The sequence below is a fragment of the Allocoprococcus comes genome (assembly GCF_013300725.1).
Taxonomy (GTDB): Bacteria; Bacillota; Clostridia; order Lachnospirales; family Lachnospiraceae; genus Allocoprococcus; species Allocoprococcus comes_A.
In genome coordinates, this window is the sequence record NZ_JAAIMM010000007.1 from 19040 (window position 1) to 43618 (window position 24579).

23 protein-coding genes are annotated in these 24579 nt (G+C 42.5%); 18 read left to right on the plus strand and 5 right to left on the minus strand.

All coding sequences use genetic code 11. The features are described 5' to 3' along the window. The first annotated feature begins 11 nt into the window (after nt 1–11). Complete coding sequence (cdd, locus tag G4407_RS05235; protein ID WP_173688021.1) at nt 12–434, plus strand: cytidine deaminase; 423 nt, start codon at nt 12–14, stop codon at nt 432–434. A 10-nt stretch (nt 435–444) separates the two neighbouring features. On the opposite strand, the gene G4407_RS05240 is transcribed toward cdd, so the two are convergent. Then, entirely contained in the window at nt 445–939 is a 495-nt protein-coding gene (locus tag G4407_RS05240) for a DUF5721 family protein (protein ID WP_173688022.1), read from the minus strand. Between the two features lie 104 nt (nt 940–1043). Between G4407_RS05240 and G4407_RS05245 the strand changes: the two genes are divergently transcribed. The 13 genes from G4407_RS05245 to G4407_RS05305 all read left to right on the plus strand — a co-directional run bounded on the left by G4407_RS05245 (nt 1044) and on the right by G4407_RS05305 (nt 14718). Further along, the gene (locus tag G4407_RS05245; protein ID WP_173688023.1) at nt 1044–1754 is read left to right on the plus strand and encodes a TraX family protein; all 711 of its coding nucleotides are present in this window, start codon (nt 1044–1046) and stop codon (nt 1752–1754) included. A 100-nt stretch (nt 1755–1854) separates the two neighbouring features. After that, nucleotides 1855–2637 (plus strand): GDSL-type esterase/lipase family protein, encoded by a 783-nt coding sequence (locus G4407_RS05250; protein ID WP_173688024.1) that lies wholly within the window; start codon nt 1855–1857, stop codon nt 2635–2637. Then, the gene (locus tag G4407_RS05255) at nt 2634–3128 is read left to right on the plus strand and encodes a DUF4358 domain-containing protein (protein ID WP_173688025.1); all 495 of its coding nucleotides are present in this window, start codon (nt 2634–2636) and stop codon (nt 3126–3128) included. Before G4407_RS05250 ends, G4407_RS05255 begins: the two co-directional genes overlap by 4 nt. Before the next feature lie 21 nt (nt 3129–3149). Further along, complete coding sequence (locus tag G4407_RS05260) at nt 3150–4547, plus strand: MBOAT family O-acyltransferase (RefSeq protein WP_173688026.1); 1398 nt, start codon at nt 3150–3152, stop codon at nt 4545–4547. Nucleotides 4548–4688: 141 nt separating this feature from the next. Beyond that, a complete protein-coding gene (locus G4407_RS05265) occupies nt 4689–5756 on the plus strand; it encodes a DHHW family protein (RefSeq protein WP_243259227.1) in 1068 nt (355 codons plus the stop codon). 12 nt (nt 5757–5768) lie between these two features. Continuing rightward, nucleotides 5769–6545 (plus strand): pseudouridine synthase, encoded by a 777-nt coding sequence (locus G4407_RS05270; protein WP_173688028.1) that lies wholly within the window; start codon nt 5769–5771, stop codon nt 6543–6545. Nucleotides 6546–6561: 16 nt separating this feature from the next. Next, nucleotides 6562–8523 (plus strand): NAD-dependent DNA ligase LigA, encoded by a 1962-nt coding sequence (ligA, locus tag G4407_RS05275; RefSeq protein ID WP_173688029.1) that lies wholly within the window; start codon nt 6562–6564, stop codon nt 8521–8523. A 51-nt stretch (nt 8524–8574) separates the two neighbouring features. Next, on the plus strand, nt 8575–10008 hold the full coding sequence (gene clpX, locus G4407_RS05280) for an ATP-dependent Clp protease ATP-binding subunit ClpX (RefSeq protein WP_055158510.1): 1434 nt from the start codon (nt 8575–8577) through the stop codon (nt 10006–10008). Nucleotides 10009–10181: 173 nt separating this feature from the next. After that, nucleotides 10182–11438, plus strand: a complete 1257-nt coding sequence (locus tag G4407_RS05285) for a cation:proton antiporter (RefSeq protein WP_173688030.1) — start codon at nt 10182–10184, stop codon at nt 11436–11438. Nucleotides 11439–11540: 102 nt separating this feature from the next. Beyond that, the gene (locus G4407_RS05290; protein WP_173688031.1) at nt 11541–13229 is read left to right on the plus strand and encodes a S8 family peptidase; all 1689 of its coding nucleotides are present in this window, start codon (nt 11541–11543) and stop codon (nt 13227–13229) included. 32 nt (nt 13230–13261) lie between these two features. Then, nucleotides 13262–13549, plus strand: coding sequence for a hypothetical protein (locus G4407_RS05295; RefSeq protein ID WP_173688032.1), 288 nt, complete (start codon nt 13262–13264; stop codon nt 13547–13549). A 2-nt stretch (nt 13550–13551) separates the two neighbouring features. Next, nucleotides 13552–14019 carry a signal peptidase II gene (locus G4407_RS05300; RefSeq protein ID WP_173688033.1) on the plus strand — a complete coding sequence of 156 codons (468 nt, stop codon included), beginning with the start codon at nt 13552–13554 and terminating at the stop codon, nt 14017–14019. A gap of 204 nt (nt 14020–14223) precedes the next feature. Then, complete coding sequence (locus tag G4407_RS05305; RefSeq protein WP_173688034.1) at nt 14224–14718, plus strand: DUF2798 domain-containing protein; 495 nt, start codon at nt 14224–14226, stop codon at nt 14716–14718. A 258-nt stretch (nt 14719–14976) separates the two neighbouring features. Here G4407_RS05305 and G4407_RS05310 read toward each other — a convergent pair whose 3' ends face one another. Next, nucleotides 14977–16341, minus strand: a complete 1365-nt coding sequence (locus G4407_RS05310; protein WP_173688035.1) for an MATE family efflux transporter — start codon at nt 16339–16341, stop codon at nt 14977–14979. A gap of 2 nt (nt 16342–16343) precedes the next feature. After that, nucleotides 16344–16787 carry a MarR family winged helix-turn-helix transcriptional regulator gene (locus tag G4407_RS05315; protein WP_173688036.1) on the minus strand — a complete coding sequence of 148 codons (444 nt, stop codon included), beginning with the start codon at nt 16785–16787 and terminating at the stop codon, nt 16344–16346. A 283-nt stretch (nt 16788–17070) separates the two neighbouring features. Here G4407_RS05315 and G4407_RS05320 point away from each other — a divergent pair, with 283 nt between their 5' ends. Continuing rightward, on the plus strand, nt 17071–18621 hold the full coding sequence (locus G4407_RS05320; RefSeq protein ID WP_173688037.1) for an L-glutamate gamma-semialdehyde dehydrogenase: 1551 nt from the start codon (nt 17071–17073) through the stop codon (nt 18619–18621). Nucleotides 18622–18827: 206 nt separating this feature from the next. Here the strand turns inward: G4407_RS05320 and G4407_RS05325 are convergent, their stop codons facing one another. Further along, nucleotides 18828–19691 (minus strand): YitT family protein, encoded by an 864-nt coding sequence (locus tag G4407_RS05325; RefSeq protein WP_173688038.1) that lies wholly within the window; start codon nt 19689–19691, stop codon nt 18828–18830. 242 nt (nt 19692–19933) lie between these two features. Here G4407_RS05325 and G4407_RS05330 point away from each other — a divergent pair, with 242 nt between their 5' ends. Continuing rightward, the gene (locus tag G4407_RS05330) at nt 19934–20869 is read left to right on the plus strand and encodes a D-2-hydroxyacid dehydrogenase (RefSeq protein ID WP_173688039.1); all 936 of its coding nucleotides are present in this window, start codon (nt 19934–19936) and stop codon (nt 20867–20869) included. Nucleotides 20870–20984: 115 nt separating this feature from the next. On the opposite strand, the gene pepT is transcribed toward G4407_RS05330, so the two are convergent. Continuing rightward, on the minus strand, nt 20985–22205 hold the full coding sequence (pepT, locus tag G4407_RS05335) for a peptidase T (RefSeq protein ID WP_173688040.1): 1221 nt from the start codon (nt 22203–22205) through the stop codon (nt 20985–20987). A 260-nt stretch (nt 22206–22465) separates the two neighbouring features. Between pepT and G4407_RS05340 the strand changes: the two genes are divergently transcribed. Together G4407_RS05340 and G4407_RS05345 are read left to right on the plus strand one after the other, a co-directional pair. Further along, complete coding sequence (locus G4407_RS05340; protein WP_173688041.1) at nt 22466–23773, plus strand: ATP-binding protein; 1308 nt, start codon at nt 22466–22468, stop codon at nt 23771–23773. Nucleotides 23774–23984: 211 nt separating this feature from the next. After that, a complete protein-coding gene (locus G4407_RS05345; RefSeq protein WP_173688042.1) occupies nt 23985–24569 on the plus strand; it encodes a 50S ribosomal protein L25 in 585 nt (194 codons plus the stop codon). The last annotated feature ends 10 nt before the right edge of the window (nt 24570–24579 follow it).

Sequence of the window (24579 nt, forward strand, 5' to 3'; positions counted from 1 at the left end):
GAAAAAAGAGAATGAAAAAAGAACAAATAATAAAAATGATAGAGATTGCGCTTTCGCAGCTTGCATATTCTTATACCCCTTATTCTGACTTTAAAGTAGGAGCTGCGCTGCTTGCAAAGAATGGTCGGATATATACGGGATGCAATATTGAAAATGCGGCTTATACACCGACAAACTGTGCGGAGCGTACTGCATTTTTCAAGGCAGTCAGCGAAGGAGTAAAAGAATTTGATGCAATCTGTATTGTAGGAGGAAAAGGCGGTGTTGTGACAGAGTATGCACCGCCGTGCGGAGTATGCAGGCAGGTCATGATGGAATTCTGTGAACCGGAGACATTTCAGATCATTCTTGCAGTAGATGCAGAGCATTATGATATCTATACCTTGAAAGAAATGTTGCCAAAAGGTTTCGGACCATCCAATCTTACAGAATGAGAAAGGACTCTTACTCAACCTCAAACGGAATCTCGTATTTCGCAAAAATCCGCTGCGCCATCTTATCCCATGCCTGCTCCAGTGATTTGTCCAGCGTGAACAGGTTCATAGACGTTCCGGTCGTACAACTAAGCGTTGTCCCGTCATACTTAAAATTCAGGTACAGTCCCTGAACATCCGCAGGAGCAAACGAAAGATTTTCCTGCTCGAGAAGCCGTGCAATATTCGGTGCAGACATAGAAAGAACAAAATGAAATCCCAGAGGAGTACGCTTTCCTTTGATCAGAGAAAGACAGAACTCGCGAAGTTCTTTCCAGAGAGCATATTCCCGGTCATTCAGAGCTTCTCTTTCTTCAGCACTGAAGAAATCTTTTTTCAGTCGTCCGTTAAATTGAAAGGTATTAAAAGTTGTGATATCTCCTTCAATAAATAAAAAGGAATCAAATGCAGGATGCAGTAAAAGTGCATTCATGCATTTTTTTGTATCCAGAGAAAAAATAAGCATAGACTTCCTCCTGTCATCAGTGTAATAGTATCAGTATAGCATAAATCTTGAGATATGCATAAGAATTTGATACAATACGGGAAAGAAAAAGGATGGATAACAAGATGAAAATAGAATTAAACCGGGATCAGATCAAATACATTGCAGTGTTTACCATGCTGCTCAATCATGTTGCAAATATATTTTTGCAACCGGGAACCTTTGCCTGCGAAGCGTTAAAGGATATCGGTTATTTTACGGCACCGGTCATGTGCTGGTTTCTGGTTGAGGGATACCGTTATACAAGGTCAGTAAAAAAATATGCAGGAAGACTGCTGATCTTTGCTGTCATTTCGCAGCTTCCGTATTATCTGGCATTTGCGCGGAATCATCTGGCACCGTGGTATACTTTAAATATGATGTTTACACTTTTTCTGTGTCTGTGTCTGCTGATAGCAGAGGAAAAAATATTAGATCTGGGAAAGAAAAGTCTGGTTGTACTGGGAATTATAGCAGTAAGCAGTATCTGTGACTGGGCAATTCTGGCTCCCTTGTATACACTTTGGTTTTACCGGGCAGGAGAGGATCCGGAGCGCCGGAAAAAGGCATTTTTTATTGCGGCACTTGTTCTGGGGATTACGGTGACAGCAGAACTTCCGGGAGCTGCGGGAATTGCAGCGGGAGCAGGGGCAATGATCGCAGTACTGGCAGCGGGAGCCTGCGTTCTGGTATTTTATAACGGAAAAAAATCACAGAAACATTTTCTTGTGAAAAAGTATTTTTTTTACGTGTTTTACCCTGCACATTTGGTGATTTTGGCATTATTAAAGATTTGACTTTTATAATAGAAGAAAGTAAAATGAATAAGTTAGAGTATTTATCACATGATTCAATGAAAATGAAACTCATATTTTAATAAAAGATAGGATGCATAGCATGAAGAAAAGAACGATGGAGAAAGAACATCAGGCAGAAGAAAGAAGAAAAAAAGTTCTGATGGAAATTGCAGGAGCGGTTGTTGTACTGACTGTAATCGTAAGTATTGGTCTTTCGCATCTTGGAACAGATAAGGTGAATACATCAGCAGGAGTAAAAGCAATCAAGAAGCTGGAAAAAGCAGATGTATCTGAGGTGGAGACCAAAATTTCAAATATTGAAAAAGAAGAAAAACAGGCGACAGAGGACTGGAAGAACCGTCCGTTGTCCGAAAAATTTGCGCATGCGGTGATTCTCGGAGATTCGATCACAACCGGTTTTACCGTATATGATGTGCTTGATACTTCTAAGGTTGTAGCGGAAAAAGGAATGCACCTTGAACAGACCGGTGATCTGATCAAGACAGCTGCAGAGTTAAAGCCTGAAGTCCTTTTTCTGGCACTTGGACTGAATGACATTTCCGGAACAGATGGAGATACCGATGCATTTATTGAAAAATACAAAGCGGTACTTGCAAATGTGCGAGAGCAGATGCCGGATGCAGTGCTCTACATCAACTGTGTTCTTCCTGTTTCCACGCAAAAAGAAGAAGAAGAGCCGGTTTATGCCAAGATTCCGGATTATAATACCGCACTCAAAGCATTGTGCGATGAAGAAGGAATTACATTTATCGATAATACAGAGATCGTAAAAGATGAGTATTATGAGCAGGATGGCGAGCATATGAAGTCGGAGTATTATCCAATCTGGGCAGAACATATGGCGGAGGTGGCCGGAATATGACAAAGAAAAAAGGGGAATTTACAGTTCTGCGTAATATCAGAGCTGGGATGGTAGTTATTTTGCTTATCTATATTGGTCTGATCTTTCAGTCTAAGGGAGACAGCGATACACCGTTTGCAGATGTACAGAAAGCGGTTGTGGATGCAGCAGATGATAAGAACATGACACTTGCCGGAACCCAGGAGATCAAGAGATTCTATGGGATCAATCCGAAGGATTATGAAGATATAACACTGTATTATACGAATGAAACAATGGGAGTCAACGAGCTCCTTCTGGTGAAAACAAAGGACGAGAATGAGGCGGAGGCAGTTGAGGAAGCCGCAGAACAGCGAAAAAAGACACAGCTCGATAATTTTGAAGGATATGGGGCCGAGCAGGTAAAGCTTCTGGATGCTTCGATCATTAAGACGAAAGGTACATACGTGCTTTTTGTTATTTCACCAAAAGCTGAAACTGTAGAAAAGGCGTTTACAAAGAGCCTGAAGTAGATAAAAGGAAACGAAAAAGTTATGTTATTTAGTAGTCTGGTATTTTTGTTTACATTTTTGCCAATTACACTGTTGGTATATTATTTGGTGCCGCGTAAGGTAAAAAATGTGGTACTTTTGATCGCTTCCCTCATATTTTATGCGTGGGGAGAGCCGGTCTATATCTTCCTGATGCTGATTTCCATTCTGTTCAATTATTTTTGCGGAATGGACATTGCATTAAAAGCAGGAAGAAAATCGCAGGTTCACAGTCTGATCTTTACGATCGTTGTAAACCTGTTTATTCTTGGATTTTTCAAATATTACGGATTTATCGTAACGAATTTAAACGCGATCCTTCCGTTTTATATTCCATATAGAAAACTGGAGCTCCCAATAGGAATTTCCTTCTATACTTTCCAGACATTGTCTTACATCATTGATGTATATAGAGGAAATGTAGACGTACAGGTAAATCTGATTGATTTCGGAACCTATGTTACAATGTTCCCACAGCTGATCGCAGGTCCGATCGTACAGTATGCAGATGTGGAGCGACAGCTGCGTGAAAGAAAGGAATCACTGACGAAGTTTGGATACGGTGCCTGGTTCTTTGTGATGGGACTGGCGAAGAAAGTGCTTTTGGCGAATACGATTGGTTCGATTTATGAAAATATCGCGGCGATGGATGGAATGTCGGTAGTGACTGCATGGCTTGGATGTCTTGCCTACACTTTCCAGATTTATTTCGATTTCAGCGGTTATTCGGACATGGCAGTCGGACTTGGAAAGATGTTCGGGTTTGAGTTTATGCAGAACTTCAATTATCCGTATATTTCCAAAAGTGTTACCGAGTTCTGGAGAAGATGGCATATTTCGCTGGGATCATGGTTCCGCGAGTATGTGTATATTCCGCTTGGAGGAAACCGGGTAACGGTTCCGCGGCATTTACTGAATCTTCTGATCGTATGGTTCCTGACCGGTCTCTGGCATGGGGCAAGCTGGAACTTTGTAGCATGGGGGCTCTTCTACGGAGTGATCCTCATTACTGAAAAATATTTTACAGGAAAAATACTTGCAAAGCTGCCGGGGGCAGTCCAGACGATTTACACAATGATTCTGGTCATGCTTGGCTGGGTACTGTTCTTCAGCCCGACACTCGGAAGCGCACTTACCTGGATCGGCAATATGTTCGGTCAGGGTGCAACCGGATTTATGGACAGTCAGGCATTGTACCTGATCATGCGAAACTGGCTCTTCTGGGTGGCAGGGATCATAGGAAGTACACCGTTTATGCATCTGCTCGGAAAGCGGCTGGTATTTGACGAGGAAAGACCGCATACGGTTCTGGCAGGCTGCCTGATGACAGGACTGTTTGTACTGTGTGTGGCATATCTGGTGACAGAAAGTTACAATCCATTTTTATATTTTAGATTTTAAGGAAAGACAATGGTAGAAAGAAAGAATAATAAACAAAAAAACAGAACAAAGCATTTTCTGCCAGGAGGGAAAAAACAGATCCAGGCGGTATGTGCGTTTTTATTTCTGGGAGCCCTTATTCTCAGCTGCGGAGTAAACCTTATGCACAAAGACAGGCAGATGTCAGAAAAAGAAATGCGTATGCTGGCGCAGAAACCGGAAATTTCTCTTTCCGGAATTGCTTCCGGAAGGTTTATGGAGCAGTACGAGGAGTATGTATCGGATCAGTTTGCAGGAAGAGATACCTGGGTAAGACTCAAGACATTTGCGGACAGTGTGGCGGGGAGGACAGAAGAAGGTGGTGTTTTCAAAGGAAAGGACCATTATCTGATGGAAGATGTTGCTGTGGCAGATGAAAATGATCTGAAAGAGAATCTGGATGCAATGAAGAATTTTAAAGAGCGTTATCCGGATATCAAGATGCATATGATGCTGATCCCGAATGCGGCAAATGTCATGGAGGACAAGCTTCCGGCATTTGCGGTGACTGCTAATCAGAGCAGACAGATCAGCCGTGTAAAGGCAGAACTTGGAGATTCTTATGACTGGATCGATGCAGAAAAAGTACTGGATGCTCACAAGGATGAAGCAATTTATTATCACACAGATCATCACTGGACTTCTCTTGGTGCATGGTATGCATTCCAGGGAGCAAAGACGCAGCTTGGACTGGATAAGAGTGAAGAAATTAAGATGAAAGCCTATGCGGTATCGGATTCTTTTAACGGAACGTTATCCGCAAAGAGTGGATATGAGACAGATTATAAGGAACCGATCTATATTTATCTGCCAAAGAGTGCAGATGCACCACAGGTTGCAGTCAATTATGTGGAAGAACAGAAAAAGAGTGCTTCTATGTATGATTCATCCAAACTGGATGAGAGAGATCAATATTCCGTATTCTTCGGTGGAAATCATGCAATGATCGATATTCAGTCAACACAGACAGAAAAACGCAGACTTCTGGTGTTCAAAGATTCATATGCAAACTGTTTTCTTCCGCTTCTGGCTCCGTATTACCGGGAGATCGTTGTGATCGACCCTCGTTATTATACCGGTAAATTAAGTTCTGTGATGTCAGATAAACAGTTTGATGATGTTCTGTTTCTGTACAATGCCAATACATTCTTTGAAGACCGGATGCTGGCGGGGGTACTGGATGAGAATTAACAGGAGAAAAACATGGCAAATAAAATAGAAAAGCAGTTTCTGGACACGGAAAATAAAGGACCGGTCCGGCTGAACAAATATTTAAGTGAAGCTGGTGTATGTTCCAGAAGAGAAGCGGACAAACTGATAGCAGCCGGACAGGTGACAGTTGACGGTGTGCGTGCAGAAACCGGAATGAAGGTTGAGCCGTGGCAGGTTGTGCGGATTGGGAAAAAGCAGGTATCCAGACAGGAAGAGATGATCGTGCTTGCGGTCAATAAGCCACGTGGAATCGTCTGTACTGAGGAAAGACGGGAGAGAGACAGTATTGTACGTTTTCTTAACTATCCGGTACGGATTACTTATGTAGGACGTCTGGATAAGGATTCGGAAGGGCTGCTTCTGATGACGAACAATGGTGACATTATCAACCGGATGATGCGTGCGGCAAATAAACATGAAAAAGAATATAAAGTTACAGTCAATAAGCCGGTGACAGATGAATTTCTCAAGGAGATGGCGGGTGGTGTCCCGATCCTGGATACTGTCACAAGACCATGCCAGGTAGAAAAGCTTGGAAAATATAAATTTAAGATCATTCTGACACAGGGACTCAACCGGCAGATCCGCCGGATGTGTGAGGCACTTGGCTACGAGGTAAAGGAGCTTCGGAGAGTGCGGATCATGAATATCGAACTTGGTAATTTAAAGCCGGGAGAATACCGGAAGGTTACGGATCAGGAACTGAATGAACTCTATGAGCTGATCAGGGATTCAAAGTCAGAGCCGACACCGTGGAACAATAATTAAAAGTGTGGATTTGGATATGGATAAGATGAAAAGGATGCAGGAGCTGGTAGAGCTTCTGAATAAAGCCGGAAAAGCTTATTATCAGGATGCGCAGGAAATTATGAGCAATTATGAGTATGATGCGCTGTATGATGAACTGAAAGGTCTGGAAGAAGAGCTGGGAACCGTTATGGCTTCCAGTCCGACGGTGAATGTAGGATATGAAGTATTAAGTGAGCTTCCGAAAGAACGTCATGAGTCACCGATGCTTTCTCTTGACAAGACAAAAGAAGTGGCAAGGCTGAAGGAATTTGTTGGAGACCAGACGGCTGTGATCTCATGGAAGATGGATGGTCTGACGATCGTTCTGACCTATCGTGACGGCGAACTTTTTAAGGCAGTTACAAGAGGAAATGGGGAAGTCGGTGAGGTCATTACCAACAATGCGAAAGTATTTAAAAATGTGCCGCTTCATATTCCGTATAAAGGGGAACTGATCCTGCGAGGGGAAGCGGTGATCGGTTACAAAGATTTTGAGCGGATCAATGAAGAAATTGATGACGTGGATGCAAAATATAAAAATCCACGGAATCTGTGCAGTGGTTCTGTCCGCCAGCTGAACAACAAGATCACGGCACAGAGAAACGTAAAATTCTATGCATTTACCCTGGTACGTGCAGAAAATGTGGATTTCCACAATTCCAGAAAAGAACAGCTTGACTGGCTGGAACAGCAGGGATTTGATGTGGTGGAGCATTATCTGGTGACAAGAGAAGAACTGGATGAGAAGGTTGCATTTTTTGCAGAAAAGATCGTAGAAAATGATTTTCCGTCAGATGGTCTGGTTCTTGTATATGACGACATTGCGTATGGGCAGTCGCTTGGGAGAACGGCAAAATTTCCACGTGATTCTTTTGCTTTCAAATGGGCAGATGAGATCCGCGAGACGCACCTTCTGGAGATTGAATGGAGTCCATCAAGAACAGGGCTTATTAATCCGGTAGCGATCTTTGAACCGGTAGAGCTGGAAGGAACAACGGTAAGCCGTGCAAGTGTACACAATTTAAGTATTATGGAGGAGCTGCATCTGGGAATCGGGGATACGATCGAAGTTTATAAGGCGAATATGATCATTCCACAGATCGCGAAGAATCTGACCGGCAGTGACAATATTGAGATCCCGAAAGTCTGTCCGGTTTGTGGTGGAGCTACGGAGATCCGTCAGATGAATGATGCAAAGTCGTTGTATTGCACAAATCCGATGTGTCAGGCAAAAAGAATCAAATCCTTTGCCTTGTTTGTCAGCAGGGATGCACTTAATATTGACGGGCTTTCTGAGGCGACACTGGAGAAATTTATTGCGAGAGGATTCATTCACAAATACAGAGATATCTTTCATCTGGATGTCTATCAGGAAGAAATTCAGACGATGGAAGGTTTTGGAGAAAAATCTTATGCGAACCTGATCGCAAGCGTGGATAAGGCGAGAAGCACAACACTTGCTAAAGTGGTATATGGACTTGGGATTGCAGGGATCGGTCTCGCAAATGCAAAACTGATCTGCCGCCATTTTAAAAATGATGTGGAAAAAATGACAGGAGCATCTGAAGAAGAACTGAGTGATATCCAGGGGGTAGGTCCGGTGCTTGCGGCGGCATTTGTAAAATATTTTGTATCAGAGAAAAGAAAAAAGGAATTTAAGCTCCTTCTCGGAGAACTGGAGATCCAGCAGGAAGAGATGGCAGAAGAACAGAAATTTGCAGGTATGAGTTTCGTTGTCACTGGCAGCGTGAATCATTTTGCAAACCGGAATGAGGTAAAAGAACTGGTTGAGAAGATGGGTGGAAAAGTGACCGGATCTGTAACGAAGAAGACAAATTATCTGATCAACAATGATGTAGAGTCTGCTTCTTCCAAGAACAGAAAGGCGAAAGAACTTGGAGTGCCGATCATTTCAGAGGAAGAGTTTATAGAACTTGCAGGGGTGGAAATCGAATAAGAAGGACAGAGGAATCTGCCTGAATACGACCGAAAAAAGGAGGACCAGCCAATGGCAGAAAATGACCAGAAGGACAAGACAGTTGAGAAAGTAACCGGTGAGGTAGAAAATACAGACAAAAAAGAAAATAACGAAGACCGCTATGAAAAGGTCTGTTTCATCTGTCACAGACCGGAGAGTGTGACCGGAAAGATGATCGATCTTCCGAACAATATCTGCGTGTGTCCGGACTGTATGCAAAAAAGCTTTGATGCAATGAACAATATGAATTTTGGCGGGATGGATTACAGCCAGTTTATGAACATGGGACCGATGATGGGATTTGGAGACATGGATGCACAGATCCCGAAGAGCCAGCGTGTGAAAAAGAAAAAGCCGGAAGAAGAAAAAGAACCGATCCTGAATATCAAGGATATTCCTGCTCCGCATAAGATCAAAGCGAAACTGGATGAATATGTAGTAGGACAGGAATACGCCAAGAAGGTAATGTCGGTTGCTGTATACAATCATTATAAAAGAGTGGCAACGGATACAATGGATGAGATTGAAATCGAGAAATCCAATATGCTGATGATCGGACCTACCGGATCTGGAAAGACATATCTGGTAAAGACACTGGCAAAACTTCTGGATGTGCCGCTTGCAATTACAGATGCGACCTCGCTTACCGAGGCCGGCTACATAGGGGATGATATTGAAAGTGTAGTATCGAAGCTTCTTGCAGCTGCGGATAACGACGTAGATAAGGCGGAACAGGGAATTATCTTTATCGATGAGATCGACAAGATTGCGAAGAAGAAGAATACCAGCCAGAGAGATGTCAGCGGAGAATCTGTACAGCAGGGAATGTTAAAGCTGTTAGAAGGCAGCGAAGTGGAAGTGCCGGTGGGAGCCAACAGTAAGAATGCGATGGTTCCGCTCACTACAGTCAATACAAAGAATATCCTTTTTATCTGTGGTGGTGCGTTCCCGGATCTTGAGCAGATCATCAAGGAAAGACTGATGAAGAATTCTTCTATCGGATTTGGAGCAGATCTGAAAGACAAATATGATCATGATAAGAAAATACTGGAGAAGGTGACGACAGAAGATCTGCGTAACTTCGGAATGATTCCGGAATTTCTGGGACGTCTGCCGATCGTATTTACCCTTCAGGGACTGGATGAAGAGATGATGGTTCAGATATTAAAAGAGCCGAAAAATGCGATTCTCAAGCAGTATCAGAAGCTTCTGGCGCTGGATGAGGTCAATCTGAAATTCGATGATGGTGCACTTCATGCGATCGCAAGAAAGGCAATGAAGAAGGATACAGGAGCCCGTGCACTGCGCGCGATTATTGAAGAATTCATGCTGGATATCATGTATGAGATTCCGAAGGATGACAGCATCGGGGAAGTGACGATCACGGAGGCATATATCGAAGGAACCGGAGGACCGCTGATCGAGTTGAGAAGCCAGTCCGTACCAAGGCTTGAGCATCACTAAGTATAACAATGACCTTCATATATCAAAAAAACATGACGGTCATACAAAAATAGAATGGAAAATATCCGTAAATTTAAAATTTACGGGTATTTTTTTGTTGAAAAATTGTATTAAAAGGTGTACATTAGACAATGTGTCTAAAAAATACAAGATATAAACAGGAGTGAGAGAGAATGGAGACTTATAAGTATTTACTGGATCTTGCAATTATTTTACTTTGTACCAAAGCACTTGGGCTTGCGACCAGAAAGGTACAGATGCCACAGGTTGTAGGAGCACTTCTTGCAGGAGTTCTTCTCGGACCGGCGATGCTTGGGGTCCTGACAGAGACAAGCTTTATACATAACGTTGCAGAGATCGGTGTTATCGTGCTGATGTTCTGTGCAGGTCTGGAAACTGATATACAGGAATTGAAGGCAAGCGGAAAAGCATCCTTCGTTATTGCACTGATAGGTGTTATCGTTCCACTGATCGGCGGTTATGCGACTGCAATGTTCTTTAACCGTCCGGATGTGATCGCATCCGATGCATCCTGCAGCGTATTTCTGCAGAATATCTTTATCGGTGTTATCCTGACAGCAACTTCCGTAAGTATTACGGTAGAGACATTAAAAGAACTTGGTAAATTAAAAACCAAATCCGGAAATGCGATTCTTGGAGCTGCGATCATTGATGACGTGCTTGGTATCATTGCACTGACACTGGTAACAAGTATGGCAGATGAATCGGTAAAGATTTCAGTTGTATTACTGAAGATTGTTGCATTCTTCGCATTTGCAGGTGTGATTGGATTTATCTTTTACAAGGTATTTAAAAAGTGGACAGATCAGGCGGAAAAGGGACTCAGACGTCATGCGATCATGGCATTTGTATTCTGTCTGCTGATGGCTTATGTGGCAGAGAAATTCTTCGGTGTTGCAGATATCACCGGTGCATTTATCGCCGGGCTGATCATTTCCAATACAAGTAAATCTGATTTCGTGCTGAAGAAATTTGATACCATGTCTTATATGCTGCTTTCACCGGTATTTTTCGCAAGTATCGGACTGAAGGTAGAACTTCCGAAGATGAGTACTGCAATTGTAGGCTTTGCAGTGATTCTTACCATTGTTGCGATCCTGACAAAGATCGTTGGCTGCGCCCTTGGTGCGAAGATGTGTGGATATAAGAATTATCAGTGTGCACGAATCGGTGTCGGAATGATCTCCCGTGGTGAGGTTGCGCTGATCGTTGCCAGCAAGGGAGAAGCACTCGGTATGATGGGCGGCAATTTCCTCGGACCGGTTATCATCGTGGTAGTGATAACAACGATCATCACACCAATTCTGCTGAAGATCGTATTCAAGAGCGGTCCGAATGTAAGTACCCTGGAAAAAGGAAAAGAAGTGACTTCCTTCTACGAGGATATTGAAAAGAAGCGTACCGAATAAAGAATGGGTATGGAGTGCAAAATGCGTAACCGTCCAGTATCGTAGTATAAGAAAGAAAAATCCCTCATATATTTTCCAAAAGAAAGTATATGAGGGATTTTTATGCCACAGGAAGAATGTAAAGAAAAGATCCTGTCGGAAGAATACAGGGATTTTATGATGAGGGATACCGGTGCTCTCGGGGAAAACTTTCCTTTGGAAAACGGATGCCGGATACCGTTGAAATACGGTTTTGAGCTTCTTTATATTGACCAGAGTGAAGACAGAAAAAAGTCACTTGCCGATTATCCTTATACAATGGTTCCGAAGTGTTATACAACACTGGATATGGCAGCGATCCAGCAGGCGGGAATTGCTGCGGTTCAGAATCTGCCTGGTCTGGAACTGAGCGGTGAAGGAGTTCTGGTTGGGATCATTGATACTGGGATCAACTATCTGGATCCCATTTTCCGGAATCTGGATGGTTCGACCAGGATCCGGCGAATCTGGGATCAGGAAGAACAAAGTGGAACAGCGCCCCGGGAAATCGGATATGGGAGTGAATATACGAAGGAACAAATCAATCAGGCGATCCTGAGTGAGAATCCAAAGGAAACCGTTCCGTCATTTGATACGGACGGACATGGCACTTTTGTTGCAAGTGTGGCATGCGGAGGGGCAAGTCCGGAGAATTTGTTTATCGGGGCAGCGCCGGAGGCGGAGATGGTGATCGTGAAGCTGAAACAGGCAAAAGAATACTTACGGGAGTACTATTTTGTAGACTGGGATGCCGGATGCTATCAGGAAAATGATCTGGTAGCGGCGGTTTTTTATCTGCAGAAGGTACAAGAAGAGCTGAAAAGACCATTGGTGATCTGTCTGGCAGTTGGAACAAGCTTTGGAGGACATGGAGGATATTCAATTCTGTCAGAGTATCTGCAAAATGTGGCGGCGAGCGAAGGAATCGGGATTGTGACCGGAAGTGGCAACGAGGCAGATAAAAGGCATCATTATCTGGGAATTCTGGAACAGGAAAATAATCTGCCGGTCGAGATCAACGTAGGGAATAATACCAGAGGTTTTGTGATGGAACTATGGACAGAACTTCCGAATCTTCTGGCACTTTCTATCGCATCTCCAACAGGACAGACAGTAGGACCGGTCCCGCTCAGACGGGGAATAGGAGAGTATGTGTTTGTATTCGAGCAGACCAGGGTGATATTAAATTACCGGGTTCTGGTAGAGACGACCGGGGCGCAGCTGGTATTTTTTCAGTTTGACAGACCGGGAAGCGGAATTTGGAAGATTATACCGGAAACACTGGAACTGGGGAATGGAATCTTTCATATCTGGCTTCCAATGGAAGAGTTTCTGACGGGAAATGTCTATTTTATCCGTGCAAATCCGGAATATACGGTGATGGAACCAGGGGATACCGGGGCGGTGGTCTGTGCAGCGTATTATAATGGAAAGGAAAATAGCATTGCAGTCAGTTCGGGAAGAGGTTATACTAGAGATAACAGAATCAAACCGGATTTTGCTGCGCCGGGGATCAATGTGACAGGGATCAATTTAAGGGGGCAGTTTATTGCAAGATCTGGTTCCAGTATAGCAGTTGGGATCACTTCCGGAGCACTGGCACTTTTTATGGAGTGGCTGGATAGGCAGGGAGTGGATCTGGATGCATCACAGATGAAGAATCTGCTGATACTGGGAGCTTCACGGAAGACAGACATGAGTTATCCGAACCAGGAATGGGGATATGGAGCATTGAACCTTTACCGTACTTTTGAGCAGATCAGGCGGTTCTGAAAAATACGCAGATGCGAAAGGGGAAAAAGTAAATGAGTGATTTTTTTGATATAATAGGAAAGCGGATTTCAGATACCGTGGATGACCTTGGAAAGAAGGCAGGAGATACGATCGATATCCAGAAAAAGAAAAATGAGATCTATGGTCTGAAGCGAGACAGCGAGCGGGATATGACAGAGATCGGACGATTGGTATATGAGCGTTTCAAACAGGGAGAAGTGGTAGATACCGATTTTATCGCGTTCTGCGAAGCAATCGAAAAGCGTGAAGAACAGACAGAGATATGCGAGCAGGAAATCGCGCGCATCAAAGGAGAATAATTATGGAAATCCTGAGCATTTTAACCGGAGCTTTTGTTGCCGGGGCCGATCTTGGAATTAAAAAATATACTGAAGAAAATGTAAGAGACGGGGAAGAACGCCGGATTTGGAAGGGAAAAGGAATCTACCGCAAAGTCCACAACAAAGGTCTGATGATGAATCGTCTGGATTCCAGACCAAAGGTGGTAAAAGGCATGTCGGCGGCAGCACTTGGAATCCTGTTTTTCTGGGATCAGCTTCTTTGGAAAGAACCGGGACGCAAACTGACAAAGTTTGGAACATCGCTGATGCTGGGCGGAGCAGTTGGTAATACTTATGACCGTTTCAAAAGAGGTTATGTGGTCGATTATCTGTCTCTGAAAACAAAGAACAGGAAACTCTCAGATATCACTTTTAATCTCTCGGATCTGGCTCTTTTTGCAGGAGCGATCCTGACGGTATGGAGTTCTTTATTTGGAAAAAAGAGATAAAAATAATTCAATGTATTTGAAAAAATACTTGATTATTTTTTAAGATTTGAGGTATTATAAGTCTTGCTGATGTGGCATCGTCTGGCATATGCCATGCAGAAAAAAAGAATAGAATCTTGGTTATATTGGAAACGATACATTCCTCCGGAATGATGAACGAACAACACATTTTCTGTTACGCTTATTATGAAGGAGGATATTTTTATGCCAAAAAACAAATTTCAAGACGTTATTTTCACAATTATCATGGTGTTCGCGATGGTTTATACCATGATCTGTTATAACATTGCTCTCAACGTAGGAGGAATGAACAACCAGGTATTTTTAAATGCATTCCACGAGCTGGTCATCATGGGACCAATTGCATTCATCCTTGATTTCTTCCTGATTGGACCATTTGCAAAGAAAAAAGCATTTTCCATTGTCAATCTGGAAAGAGATAATGCCTTTCACCTGGTGATCGCTATTTCCGTAGTATCCATCATCGGAATGTGCCCGCTTATGAGCCTCGCAGCAACCCTGCTCTTCAAGAATGCCGGAACCCAGTTCGTAGCCGTCTGGCTCCAGACCACTGCAATCAACTTCCCGATGGCATTCTTCTGGCAGCTCTGCTTCGCCGGTCCATTAGTAAGAAAGATTTTTGGTCTATTATTCCCGGAAAAAGAAACATCCAAAATCGCCGATGGACAGGAAGCCTAATTGAGGTAAAGCGTAAATCCATTTGAAAATATAAAACAATGATTTACGACTTCGGTTCAATACCCAGTCAAAGAAGTAAAACTTAGTCAACAACGTAAATAAAAAATAATCCCTGGTAGATGCGTCTTTGCACGATGGAAACGAGACTTAATCAATTGTGGAAGCCATTGCTGACACAATTGATGCTTTCAAAGGCTCGTTGGAATGGTTCGTGCAACTTAGCAGCTACCAGGGATTATTTTTTATGCCCTCTTGCGACTACCCCTCAAGTTCTTTCAACACCTTCCTGAACTGAAACGTAAACAAAACCGTCGTGAAGGATACCGCCAGGAAGTCTGCAATCGGTTCAGCCATATAGACTGCACTGGTCTTGTTCCCGGTCAGAATATGCGGCAGCAGATAGATCAGTGGCAGCAACAGGATAAATTTACGTGTAACAGCGACAGCAATCGAAGCCTTTGCCTTTCCGAATGATGTAAATGCCATCTGGCATGCGATCTGGATTCCGAAAAGCAGCAGGCAGGCACAGTAAATCCGGAGCGCTGATTTAGTAAAACCAAGCAGTGCAGAATCTGAAGTAAACATTTTTGCAAACACCTGCGGGAAGAGCATAATAAATGTCCACAGAAGTGTGGAATAACAGAGGCTTGCTGTTAAAAGAAGTCTGAAAGCTTTTTTAACACGATCTCCGTTTTTTGCACCGTAATTATAGCTCAGGACTGGTTGCGCACCCTGTCCCAGCCCCTGCAGCGGCAGCATTGCGAACTGCATGACACTGGTAAGAATCGTCATGGCACCAACTGCGATATCTCCTCCGTATTTCAGCAGAGAAGAGTTGAAGCATACGGAGATGATACTCTCACTTGCCTGCATGATAAATGTGGCAATCCCGAGAGCGACACAAGGAAGAATAATCTCCGGTTTCAGGATGAGATTCTTTTTCCGGATGTGCAGGATCGTCTTTTTGCCGCACAGGAAAGAAAGAACCCAGATGCAGGAAACTGCCTGTGACAGAATTGTGGCAAGCGCAGCACCTCTGACTCCAAGATGGAATGCAAAGATAAACAGCGGATCCAGAACAATGTTCATCACTGCTCCGATCAGAACAGAGAGCATACCTGTTTTGGCAAAGCCCTGTGTGGTGATAAACATATTCATGCCAAGGGTAAGCTGGACGAAAATAGTGCCGACAGCGTAAATGTTCATATAATTTACAGCGTATTCGATCGTATTTTCACTGGCACCGAAGGCAAGAAGAAAAGTACGGTTACCAAATAACAGGATGACTGTCAGGATTATAGAAATCAGAATCTGCAGGAAAAAGCAGTTGCCCAGAATATGTTCTGCAGTATTAAGGTCATTTTTTCCCATTGCAATCGAAGCACGCGGCGCACCACCGCCTCCAACCAGTGCTGCAAAAGCGGAAATGATCATAATCAGTGGCATACATACGCCGACTCCGGTAAGGGCAAGTGCACCATCACCAGGAATGTGTCCGATGTAAATACGGTCAATAATGTTGTACAGCATATTGATGAGCTGTGCGGTGATCGTCGGAATCGCAAGCCGGAACATCAGCTTTCCGACGGGTTCGGTACCCAGAAAATCTTTGTCTTTGTTCATGTCTAATAATCTCCTTTGTGATAAATAGTTGCTACGTTGGATGCCAGACGTTCATTCAGTGAGGCGAACATCTGGAATTCTTCTAACGAAAATCCGTCAAACAGATTGTGGTAAAAAGCAGACTGGAATGTGTCGATTGCTTCGGTAACATTTTCACATGATGGCAGCAGGGAAAGATGCGTTTTCCTGCGGTCTGTCTGGTCTGCTGTTTTTGAAAGGAACCCCTTCTGACACAAAAGATCAACTGTCTGGGATACATTCCCTTTTGAAAGCATCCGGAGCTCGGCAATATCACCTGCGGTATCTTTTGTTGGGTTATTATGTAAGAAAGCAATGATCTTAGCCTCGATCAGCGAGAGATCATACTGGTGGCATAATTCTTTCAACATCTGTTCATGCATTTTCCCAATTCGCTGCATTAATTCAAGCAGATATGTAATGTTCATCTATACACCTCCGTTTTTACAATAAAAAAGAATGTTCCTTTTATTTCATAGAAAGTTCCTGTGAAATAAAAATAGTTCTAAAAAGAACCATTTAGATAATATCTTATATCCATTGAGATAAAATGTCAATAGAACGAAAACATGAAAGTTGTTTGTTAAAATATAAACGGTATAATTGTATACGAAAATACATTTTTTTTACTTTAACATATTGACGTGAGGAAAATTTGCTGTTACAATAATAAACAATTTATAGACCATAGTTCAAGGAGGACATAAGTACATGCTTACAGGATTTAAAAACGCAGTAGAAGTTGATTTCACATTGGAAGAAAATAAAAAGAAAATAGAAGAAGCATTCAAACAGGCTCATGCAGAAGCAGGTGCTGTTTACCCGCTGATCATCGGTGGAAAGAAAGTTGAGACAGAAAAGAAGATCGCTTCTGTATCACCGGCTACAAAGGAAGTACTCGGATATGCATGCTCATGCAGCAAAGAACAGGCTGATGAGGCAATCAAGGCATCTTACGAAGCATTCAAAAAATGGAGCCTTACATCTGTAGAAGAAAGAGTACGTGTATTAAGAAGACTTGCAGCACTTCTGATCGAGAACCGTTTTATCATGGATGCATGGAACGTCCTTGAAAGTGGAAAGAACTGGGGAGAAGCTGACGGAGAACTTTGCGAACAGCTTGACTTTATCAATTCTTATGTAATGCATATCCAGAATCTGGAAAAAGGAAAAGAACTGGTTCCTACAGATGAACTTACAAAATGCGTTTACATCCCGATTGGTGTAGGTGTGGCTGTTTCTCCATGGAACTTCCCACTCTCACTGTTTGGTGGAATGATCGTATCTGCAGTTGTTACAGGTAACACGATCTGCTGTAAACCATCTTCAGACGCTCCGATCGTTGCATACAAATTCGTAGAACTCTGCCAGAAAGCTGGTATTCCGGCTGATGTAGTAAGTTACATTCCTGGATCAGGATCAGAGATTGGTGACTTCATCGTAGAACATCCGCTTACAAGATTTGTAAACTTCACAGGATCAAAAGCAGTTGGATGCAGAATCAATGAACATGCAGCCAAGATCGCTGACGGACAGAGATGGATCAAACGTGTTGTAGCTGAGATGGGTGGAAAGAATGCAATTATCGTAGATTCAACAGCAGACATCAAGAAAGCAGCAAACGGAGTTGCAAGCTCTGCATTTACATTCCAGGGACAGAAATGCTCTGCATGCTCAAGAGCAATTGTTCTGGCAGATGTATATGATGAGTTTGTAGATGAAGTTGTAAAATGCGCAGCAGAACTGAAGGCAAACCAGGGATCAGGCGAAAGCAATGCAGCGATGGGACCGGTTATCAACCAGGGCGCTTATAACAGTATTACAAATTATATCGAGATCGGACGTAAAGAAGGAAATGTTGTATTCGGTGGTACATACAGTGACGCAGAAGGATATTATATCGATCCTACTGTAATCCGCGATATCAAGAGAGATGCAAGAATCGCCAATGAAGAAATCTTTGGACCAGTCCTTGCTGTTATCAAAGTAGATTCTTTTGATGAAGCACTTGATGTAGCAAACCAGACAGAATATGGTCTTACAGGATCTGTATACAGTGAGACACGTGAAAATATCCAGAGAGCAAAAGTAGAATTCCAGGTAGGTAACTTATACTTTAACAGAAAATCTACAGCAGCAGTTGTACTTCAGCATCCATTTGGTGGATTTAATATGTCCGGAACAGATGCGAAGACTGGTACAGCAGATTATCTGACAAACTTCATGAACCTTAAATCAATCACAGAAGATCTGAATTCATAGGAAGAGCCGGACTTAGAAAAAGGGCAGAGAATCAGAGTGTGTATAAAAGCGAAGTATTGGCCTGGCAGATTATAGAAAAACCGGTGGCTTGTGTAAAAAGACATGAGCCACCGGTTTTTATTATCAGGAATTCTATTTTTTGAAGCAAAGTGTCCAACAAGTGATACTGGTGAGTTGCTTAGCTGTCTGGAAATGCTGACTGCTATTTACTCATCTTTAAATCCTTCACCCACTACATCATTCGATTCCATGATTACAAGGAAGGATTTTGGATCAATCGTTTTGATCAGTTTGCGTATTCCGTACATCTGCTTATTGTTGCAGGCGCACATTACGATGTGCTTATCATCTTTGGAATAGCTTCCCATACCATTTAAAATTGTAGAGCCGCGTCCGAGAACCTCATCGATCTTGAAGCAGATTTCAGTGCTGTGCTCAGGATCGGTTACGATTAGGGCAAGCTTTCCTTCATCAATTCCGTACATAACTTTATCCATAACAAGAGAGAGCAGATAGCTGACGATCAGACCGTAGATCAGGCTGTCCACGTCATGGGATACAATTACGGTTCCAAGGATCACAATTACTGCATCCAGTGCAAATGCAATATTTCCAAGGGAAAGGTGTGGGTTCAGTGCTTTGATCGACATCATGATAAAGTCAGAGCCTCCGGTTGAAGAATCCCGCATATAGATCATTGCATAACCAAGTCCGGAAAGGACACCGCAGCAGATGGCAGAAAGAAGTCTGTCACCCTGATAAACCGGGAATAGCGGTGCGATCACGTCTATGATTATGGAAGTAATGATGATTGTCCGGACTGAATTCAGGAAAAATCTGCGGCCAAGAAGCCGGAAACAACAGATGGCGATCGGGATGTTAAGGATCAGGGCAACAGTACCGATTGGCAGTCCGAACAACTGGTAAAAGATCAGGGCGATTCCGTTTACCCCTGCCATCGGAAACTTTGCGGCGGCAGCAAAATTATAGACACCGACAGCGATCAGGATTCCTCCGATAATATCAGTTGCGATATCTTTTGTAAGTTCCAAAACTTTGTTCTGATTCATGATAGTATCCTCCTTGATGTTGATGAAATGTGATTTATAAAAAGCAAAGGCTTGCCAGAAAGACCAAAAAAAACATCTGCTAATTATATCTGGATATAATCGCAAATGCTCTTCATTTCTTTAGTATACGCGCCATAGGATAAGGATGTCAACGGTTGTTTGGGTTGTATCCGTAAAATAAATTTGTTATGATAATGAACAGGAAAAGTTGCAAATTACAGTGATAAAGTGAGGGACAGATTATGAAAATAGTTTTTTTGGATGTAAAAACAATTGGAGAAGATATTGATCTTTCTGGATTTGACAGGCTTGGTGAAGTCGTAAAATACGATTTTTCTACATCAGAAGAAGTACCGGAAAGAGTTCAGGATGCAGATGTGATCATTTTGAATAAAGTACAGGTCAATGAGCAGACGATTGGAAAAGCAGAGAAGTTAAAGCTGGTATGTGTGACGGCAACGGGGACCAACAATCTGGATAAAGAATATCTGGAAAAAAGAGGAGTTGCATGGAGAAATGTAGCCGGCTATTCGACAGAAACGGTGGCACAGCACACTTTTGCAATGCTTCTCTATCTGCTGGAAAAGATGCGTTATTACGATGATTATGTGAAAGAAGAGCGGTACATTAATGATACAATATTTACGCATTTTGCAGAGCATTTCACGGAGATCAGTGGCAAAACGTGGGGAATCATAGGTCTGGGAACAATTGGCCGGAGAGTTGCGGATATCGCAAAAGCATTCGGAGCACAGATTATTTATTACTCTGCATCAGGGCGTCCGGCGCAGGGAGGTTACGAACAGGTAGATCTGGATACGTTGCTTGCGAAATCTGACATCATATCCGTTCATGCACCGTTAAATGAGCATACAGAGGGCTTAATGGATAAAGCAGCTTTTTCAAAAATGAAAAAAACCTGTATTTTCCTGAATCTCGGACGTGGTCCGATCGTAGTCGAGCAGGATCTGTATGAGGCACTGGAAAATGACGAGATAGCTGCAGCCGGACTTGACGTACTTTGCCAGGAGCCGATGAGTGAGACGAATCCGCTGCGAAAAATAAAAGACAGCAAAAAACTGCTGATTACACCACATGTAGCATGGGCGAGTGTAGAAGCAAGGACAAAGCTGATGGGGATTATACTTGGACAGATAAAAGAATATTTTCAAATTTAAGAAACCGGAGTTGTCGCATGGATTTTAGTGATATGCGGCAACTCCGGTTTTGCTTAAAATATTTGTTTACTTGTAAAGAGTCACAAACTGTCCAATCTGTCCGTCAGACAACCTTTTACATCTCCGCGTATAATTTCACAAGCTCAACCACAATATCCACAGCCTTGTCCATTCCCTCCGCCGTGATGTGTTCATATGGTCCATGGAATGCATGTCCCCCTGTTCCAAGGTTCGGGCAAGGAAGTCCCATAAAGCTGAGCTGGCATCCGTCTGTTCCGCCACGGATCGGAAGCACAAGCGGTGCAACACCCGCATTTTCACAGGCTTTCTTTGCATTCTCAATCAGATGCATGCATCCGGCAATAATCTCAGCCATATTCTGGTACTGGTCAGTAATCGTAAGTTTCACAGTGCCTTCTCCCCATTTTTCATTGAGGTTCTTCTCAATATGACGAAGAGTTTCCTTTCTGGCTTCAAACAGATTCTTGTCGTGATCCCTTACAATGTAATGAAGCTCTGCTTTTGCCACATCTCCACTCATACCGGTCAGATGGTAGAATCCTTCATAATCCTCCGTTTCACGCGGGATTTCAAGCCCTGGGAGCATATTATTAATTTCAGCAGCAACCAGGCACGCATTGATCATCGTATCCTTGCCGGAACCCGGATGCACAGCAAATCCTGTAATTTCAAAATCTGCCTTGCATGCATTGAAGTTTTCATACTGAATTTCGCCTTCGGTATCGCCATCCAGAGTGTAGGCAAACTGTGCATCAAATTTTTCCACATTAAAATGATCAGTTCCACCACCGACTTCTTCATCTGGTGTAAAAGCGATTGAGATCGGTCCGTGCGGAATATTTTCTTTGATCAGTGCTTCAGCCATGGTCATGATCTCGGCAACTCCGGCTTTATCATCGGCACCAAGAACGGTTGTACCGTCTGTTGTGATCAGGGTGCGTCCGGCAAGAGATGGAAGATGCGGAAAATCTTTTACGGTAAGGGTACGTCCACTTGTGCCAAGCGACAGATCACCGCCATCGTAATTCTTGTGTACGACCGGGATGATGTCATGGTCACAGTAATCGGAAACGGTATCCATGTGTGCGATAAATCCGATAGATGGCTTATTCTCATATCCCGGTGTGGCAGGAATCTTTCCGTATACATAGCAGAATTCATCCAGACTTACGTCAGAAATTCCGAGGGCAGTCATCTCATCTGCCAGAATACGTGCCAGGTCGAATTGACACTGGGAAGAAGGAGAAGTCGTACTGTGTTCATCACTTGGGGTACGGACTACTACATAATTTAAAAGTCGTTCATATGCTCTCATAATCAAACCTCTTTTCATTAACATTTCTTATCCGAGTATAACATTTTGCAGGTGAATATGCAATTTTAAAAATAGATTATTCAACCTGTTACGTCCTTGAAAATGTATGTACAATATGAAAATACGTCCTTAAAAATGTATTATCCATACAAAAATACGTCCTTAAAAATGTTGAACCACACATTTTTTAGTGATAAAATAAAAATAAACAGGATATAATGTTTATAGAATCATAGATCATAAAGCAAGGAGGATGCCAGATGAAGCGCTTTGCATTAGAAAAATTAAAAGAGTGGAAGAAAAAAGCAAACAGGAAACCTTTGATTATCCGTGGAGCCAGACAGGTAGGAAAAACATGGCTAATGAAAGAATTTGGAAGGACATGTTTTGAAAAAGTTGCCTATGTAAACTTTGACAGTAACACAAGAATGCAGCAGGTATTTGATGGTGAAATTAATATAGAAAGAATCATACTGGCAATCAGTGCAGAAACAGGAATTTCCATTGATGTGAAAGACACATTGCTGATATTTGATGAAGTACAGGAAGTCCCGAAAGCATTGTCTTCTCTGAAATATTTTTGTGAAAATGCTCCTGAATATGCAATTGTGGCAGCAGGTTCTTTTTTTGGTGTGGCATTGCATAAAGGAACTTCTTTTCCGGTTGGAAAGGTAGATTTTATGGATCTTTATCCATTGACATTTCAGGAATTTTTGTGCGCATTAGGAGAGGAACGCTTCGTAAATATTCTTCAGGGAACGGATACTGATATGGTGACAACATTCAAATCTAAATATATAGACCGGTTACGCGAATATTATTATGTAGGTGGCATGCCGGAAGTAGTACAGACGTATGTAGAAACGAAGGATTTTAATCAGGTCAGAGAGATACAGAAGAACCTGTTGAATTATTATCAACAGGATTTTTCAAAACACGCCGAGACTTCATTGGTTCCAAGACTGAATCTTGTATGGAATTCGATTCCGATGCAGCTGGCGAAGGAAAATAAAAAATATATCTATGGACAGGTGAGAAAAGGATCAAGGGCAAAAGATTTTGAGCTGGCAATACAATGGCTTTTAGACTGTGGATTGATTCATAAGGTACAAAGAGCAGGGAAAGCTGCGCTGCCACTGAAGGCATATCTGGATTTGGATGTGTTCAAAATATATCTTCTGGATGTGGGGCTTTTGATGGCGATGACGGATATGGATGCGCAGGTAATTATCGATGGAAACCGTATATTTACAGAGTTTAAAGGTGCGTTAACGGAGCAGTATGTTTTACAGCAGCTGATCGCACTGGATCATATAGAACCGTATTACTATTCGACTGCAAATTCCAGTGGTGAAATTGATTTCTTATTACAGGGAAGAACTTCGATTATTCCGTTGGAAGTGAAAGCGGAGGAAAATTTGAGGGCAAAAAGCCTGAAAGCTTTCTGTGAAAAATATAAGCCTAAATATGCGGTAAGAATGTCTATGTCAGATTACCGGAAACAGGAATGGATGACAAATATTCCTTTGTATAATATCGACAGGATCAAAGAATATCTGGAACAGTAAAAAGCTGAAAATATGAAAAATTATGGAAATCTATAAGGGTTGAAAAATAAAAAAATTGCACAAAACAAATAAAAAAGTTTGAAAAACAGCAAAAATATGGGCCAAAAAAGATGTGATTTTGGTTAATCTTGATAATCCATGAGTGTTATAATACAGCTGTAACAAGGAAATAGGTACTTTACCAGAAGTCAGTGATTGGAGGAAAAGATAAATGAATACTTTAAAAGCTGAAAAAAGAAACATGCAGACAAAAGCCAAAAAACTCAGAAGAGAAGGTTATGTAACCGGCAATGTATTCGGACGTGAGATTGAAGGCTCCATTCCGGTACAGATGACACAGAAAGAAGCGGAAAAGTTCCTGAAAGCCAATGGCAAAGGAAGCCAGATCATGCTGGATCTGGACGGAGAGCAGATTGATGTGCTGGTAAAAGAAGTCGATTATGATTCTATGGGTTCAAAAGTACTTGAAATAGATTTTCAGGCACTGGTAAGTGGAGAAATGGTACATTCCGTAGCAGAAGTTGTGATCCACAATCAGTCAAAGGTTGTCACAGGTGTTGTTGAGGAACTGCTTAGTGAAATTGAATACAAAGCACTTCCATCTGCACTTGTTGAAAAAGTAATTGTTGATGTTGGGGATTTGAAGGTCGGAGAAACCATTAAAGTCAAAGACCTTGACATCGCAAAAGATAAAGATGTCAAGCTGATCACAGATCCGGAAGCAGATGTAGCAGGTGTGGCTGCCGTTCATAATGATGTTCCGGAAACAGATGAAGAAGAAGCAGCAGCTGAATAAAAAGATTTTG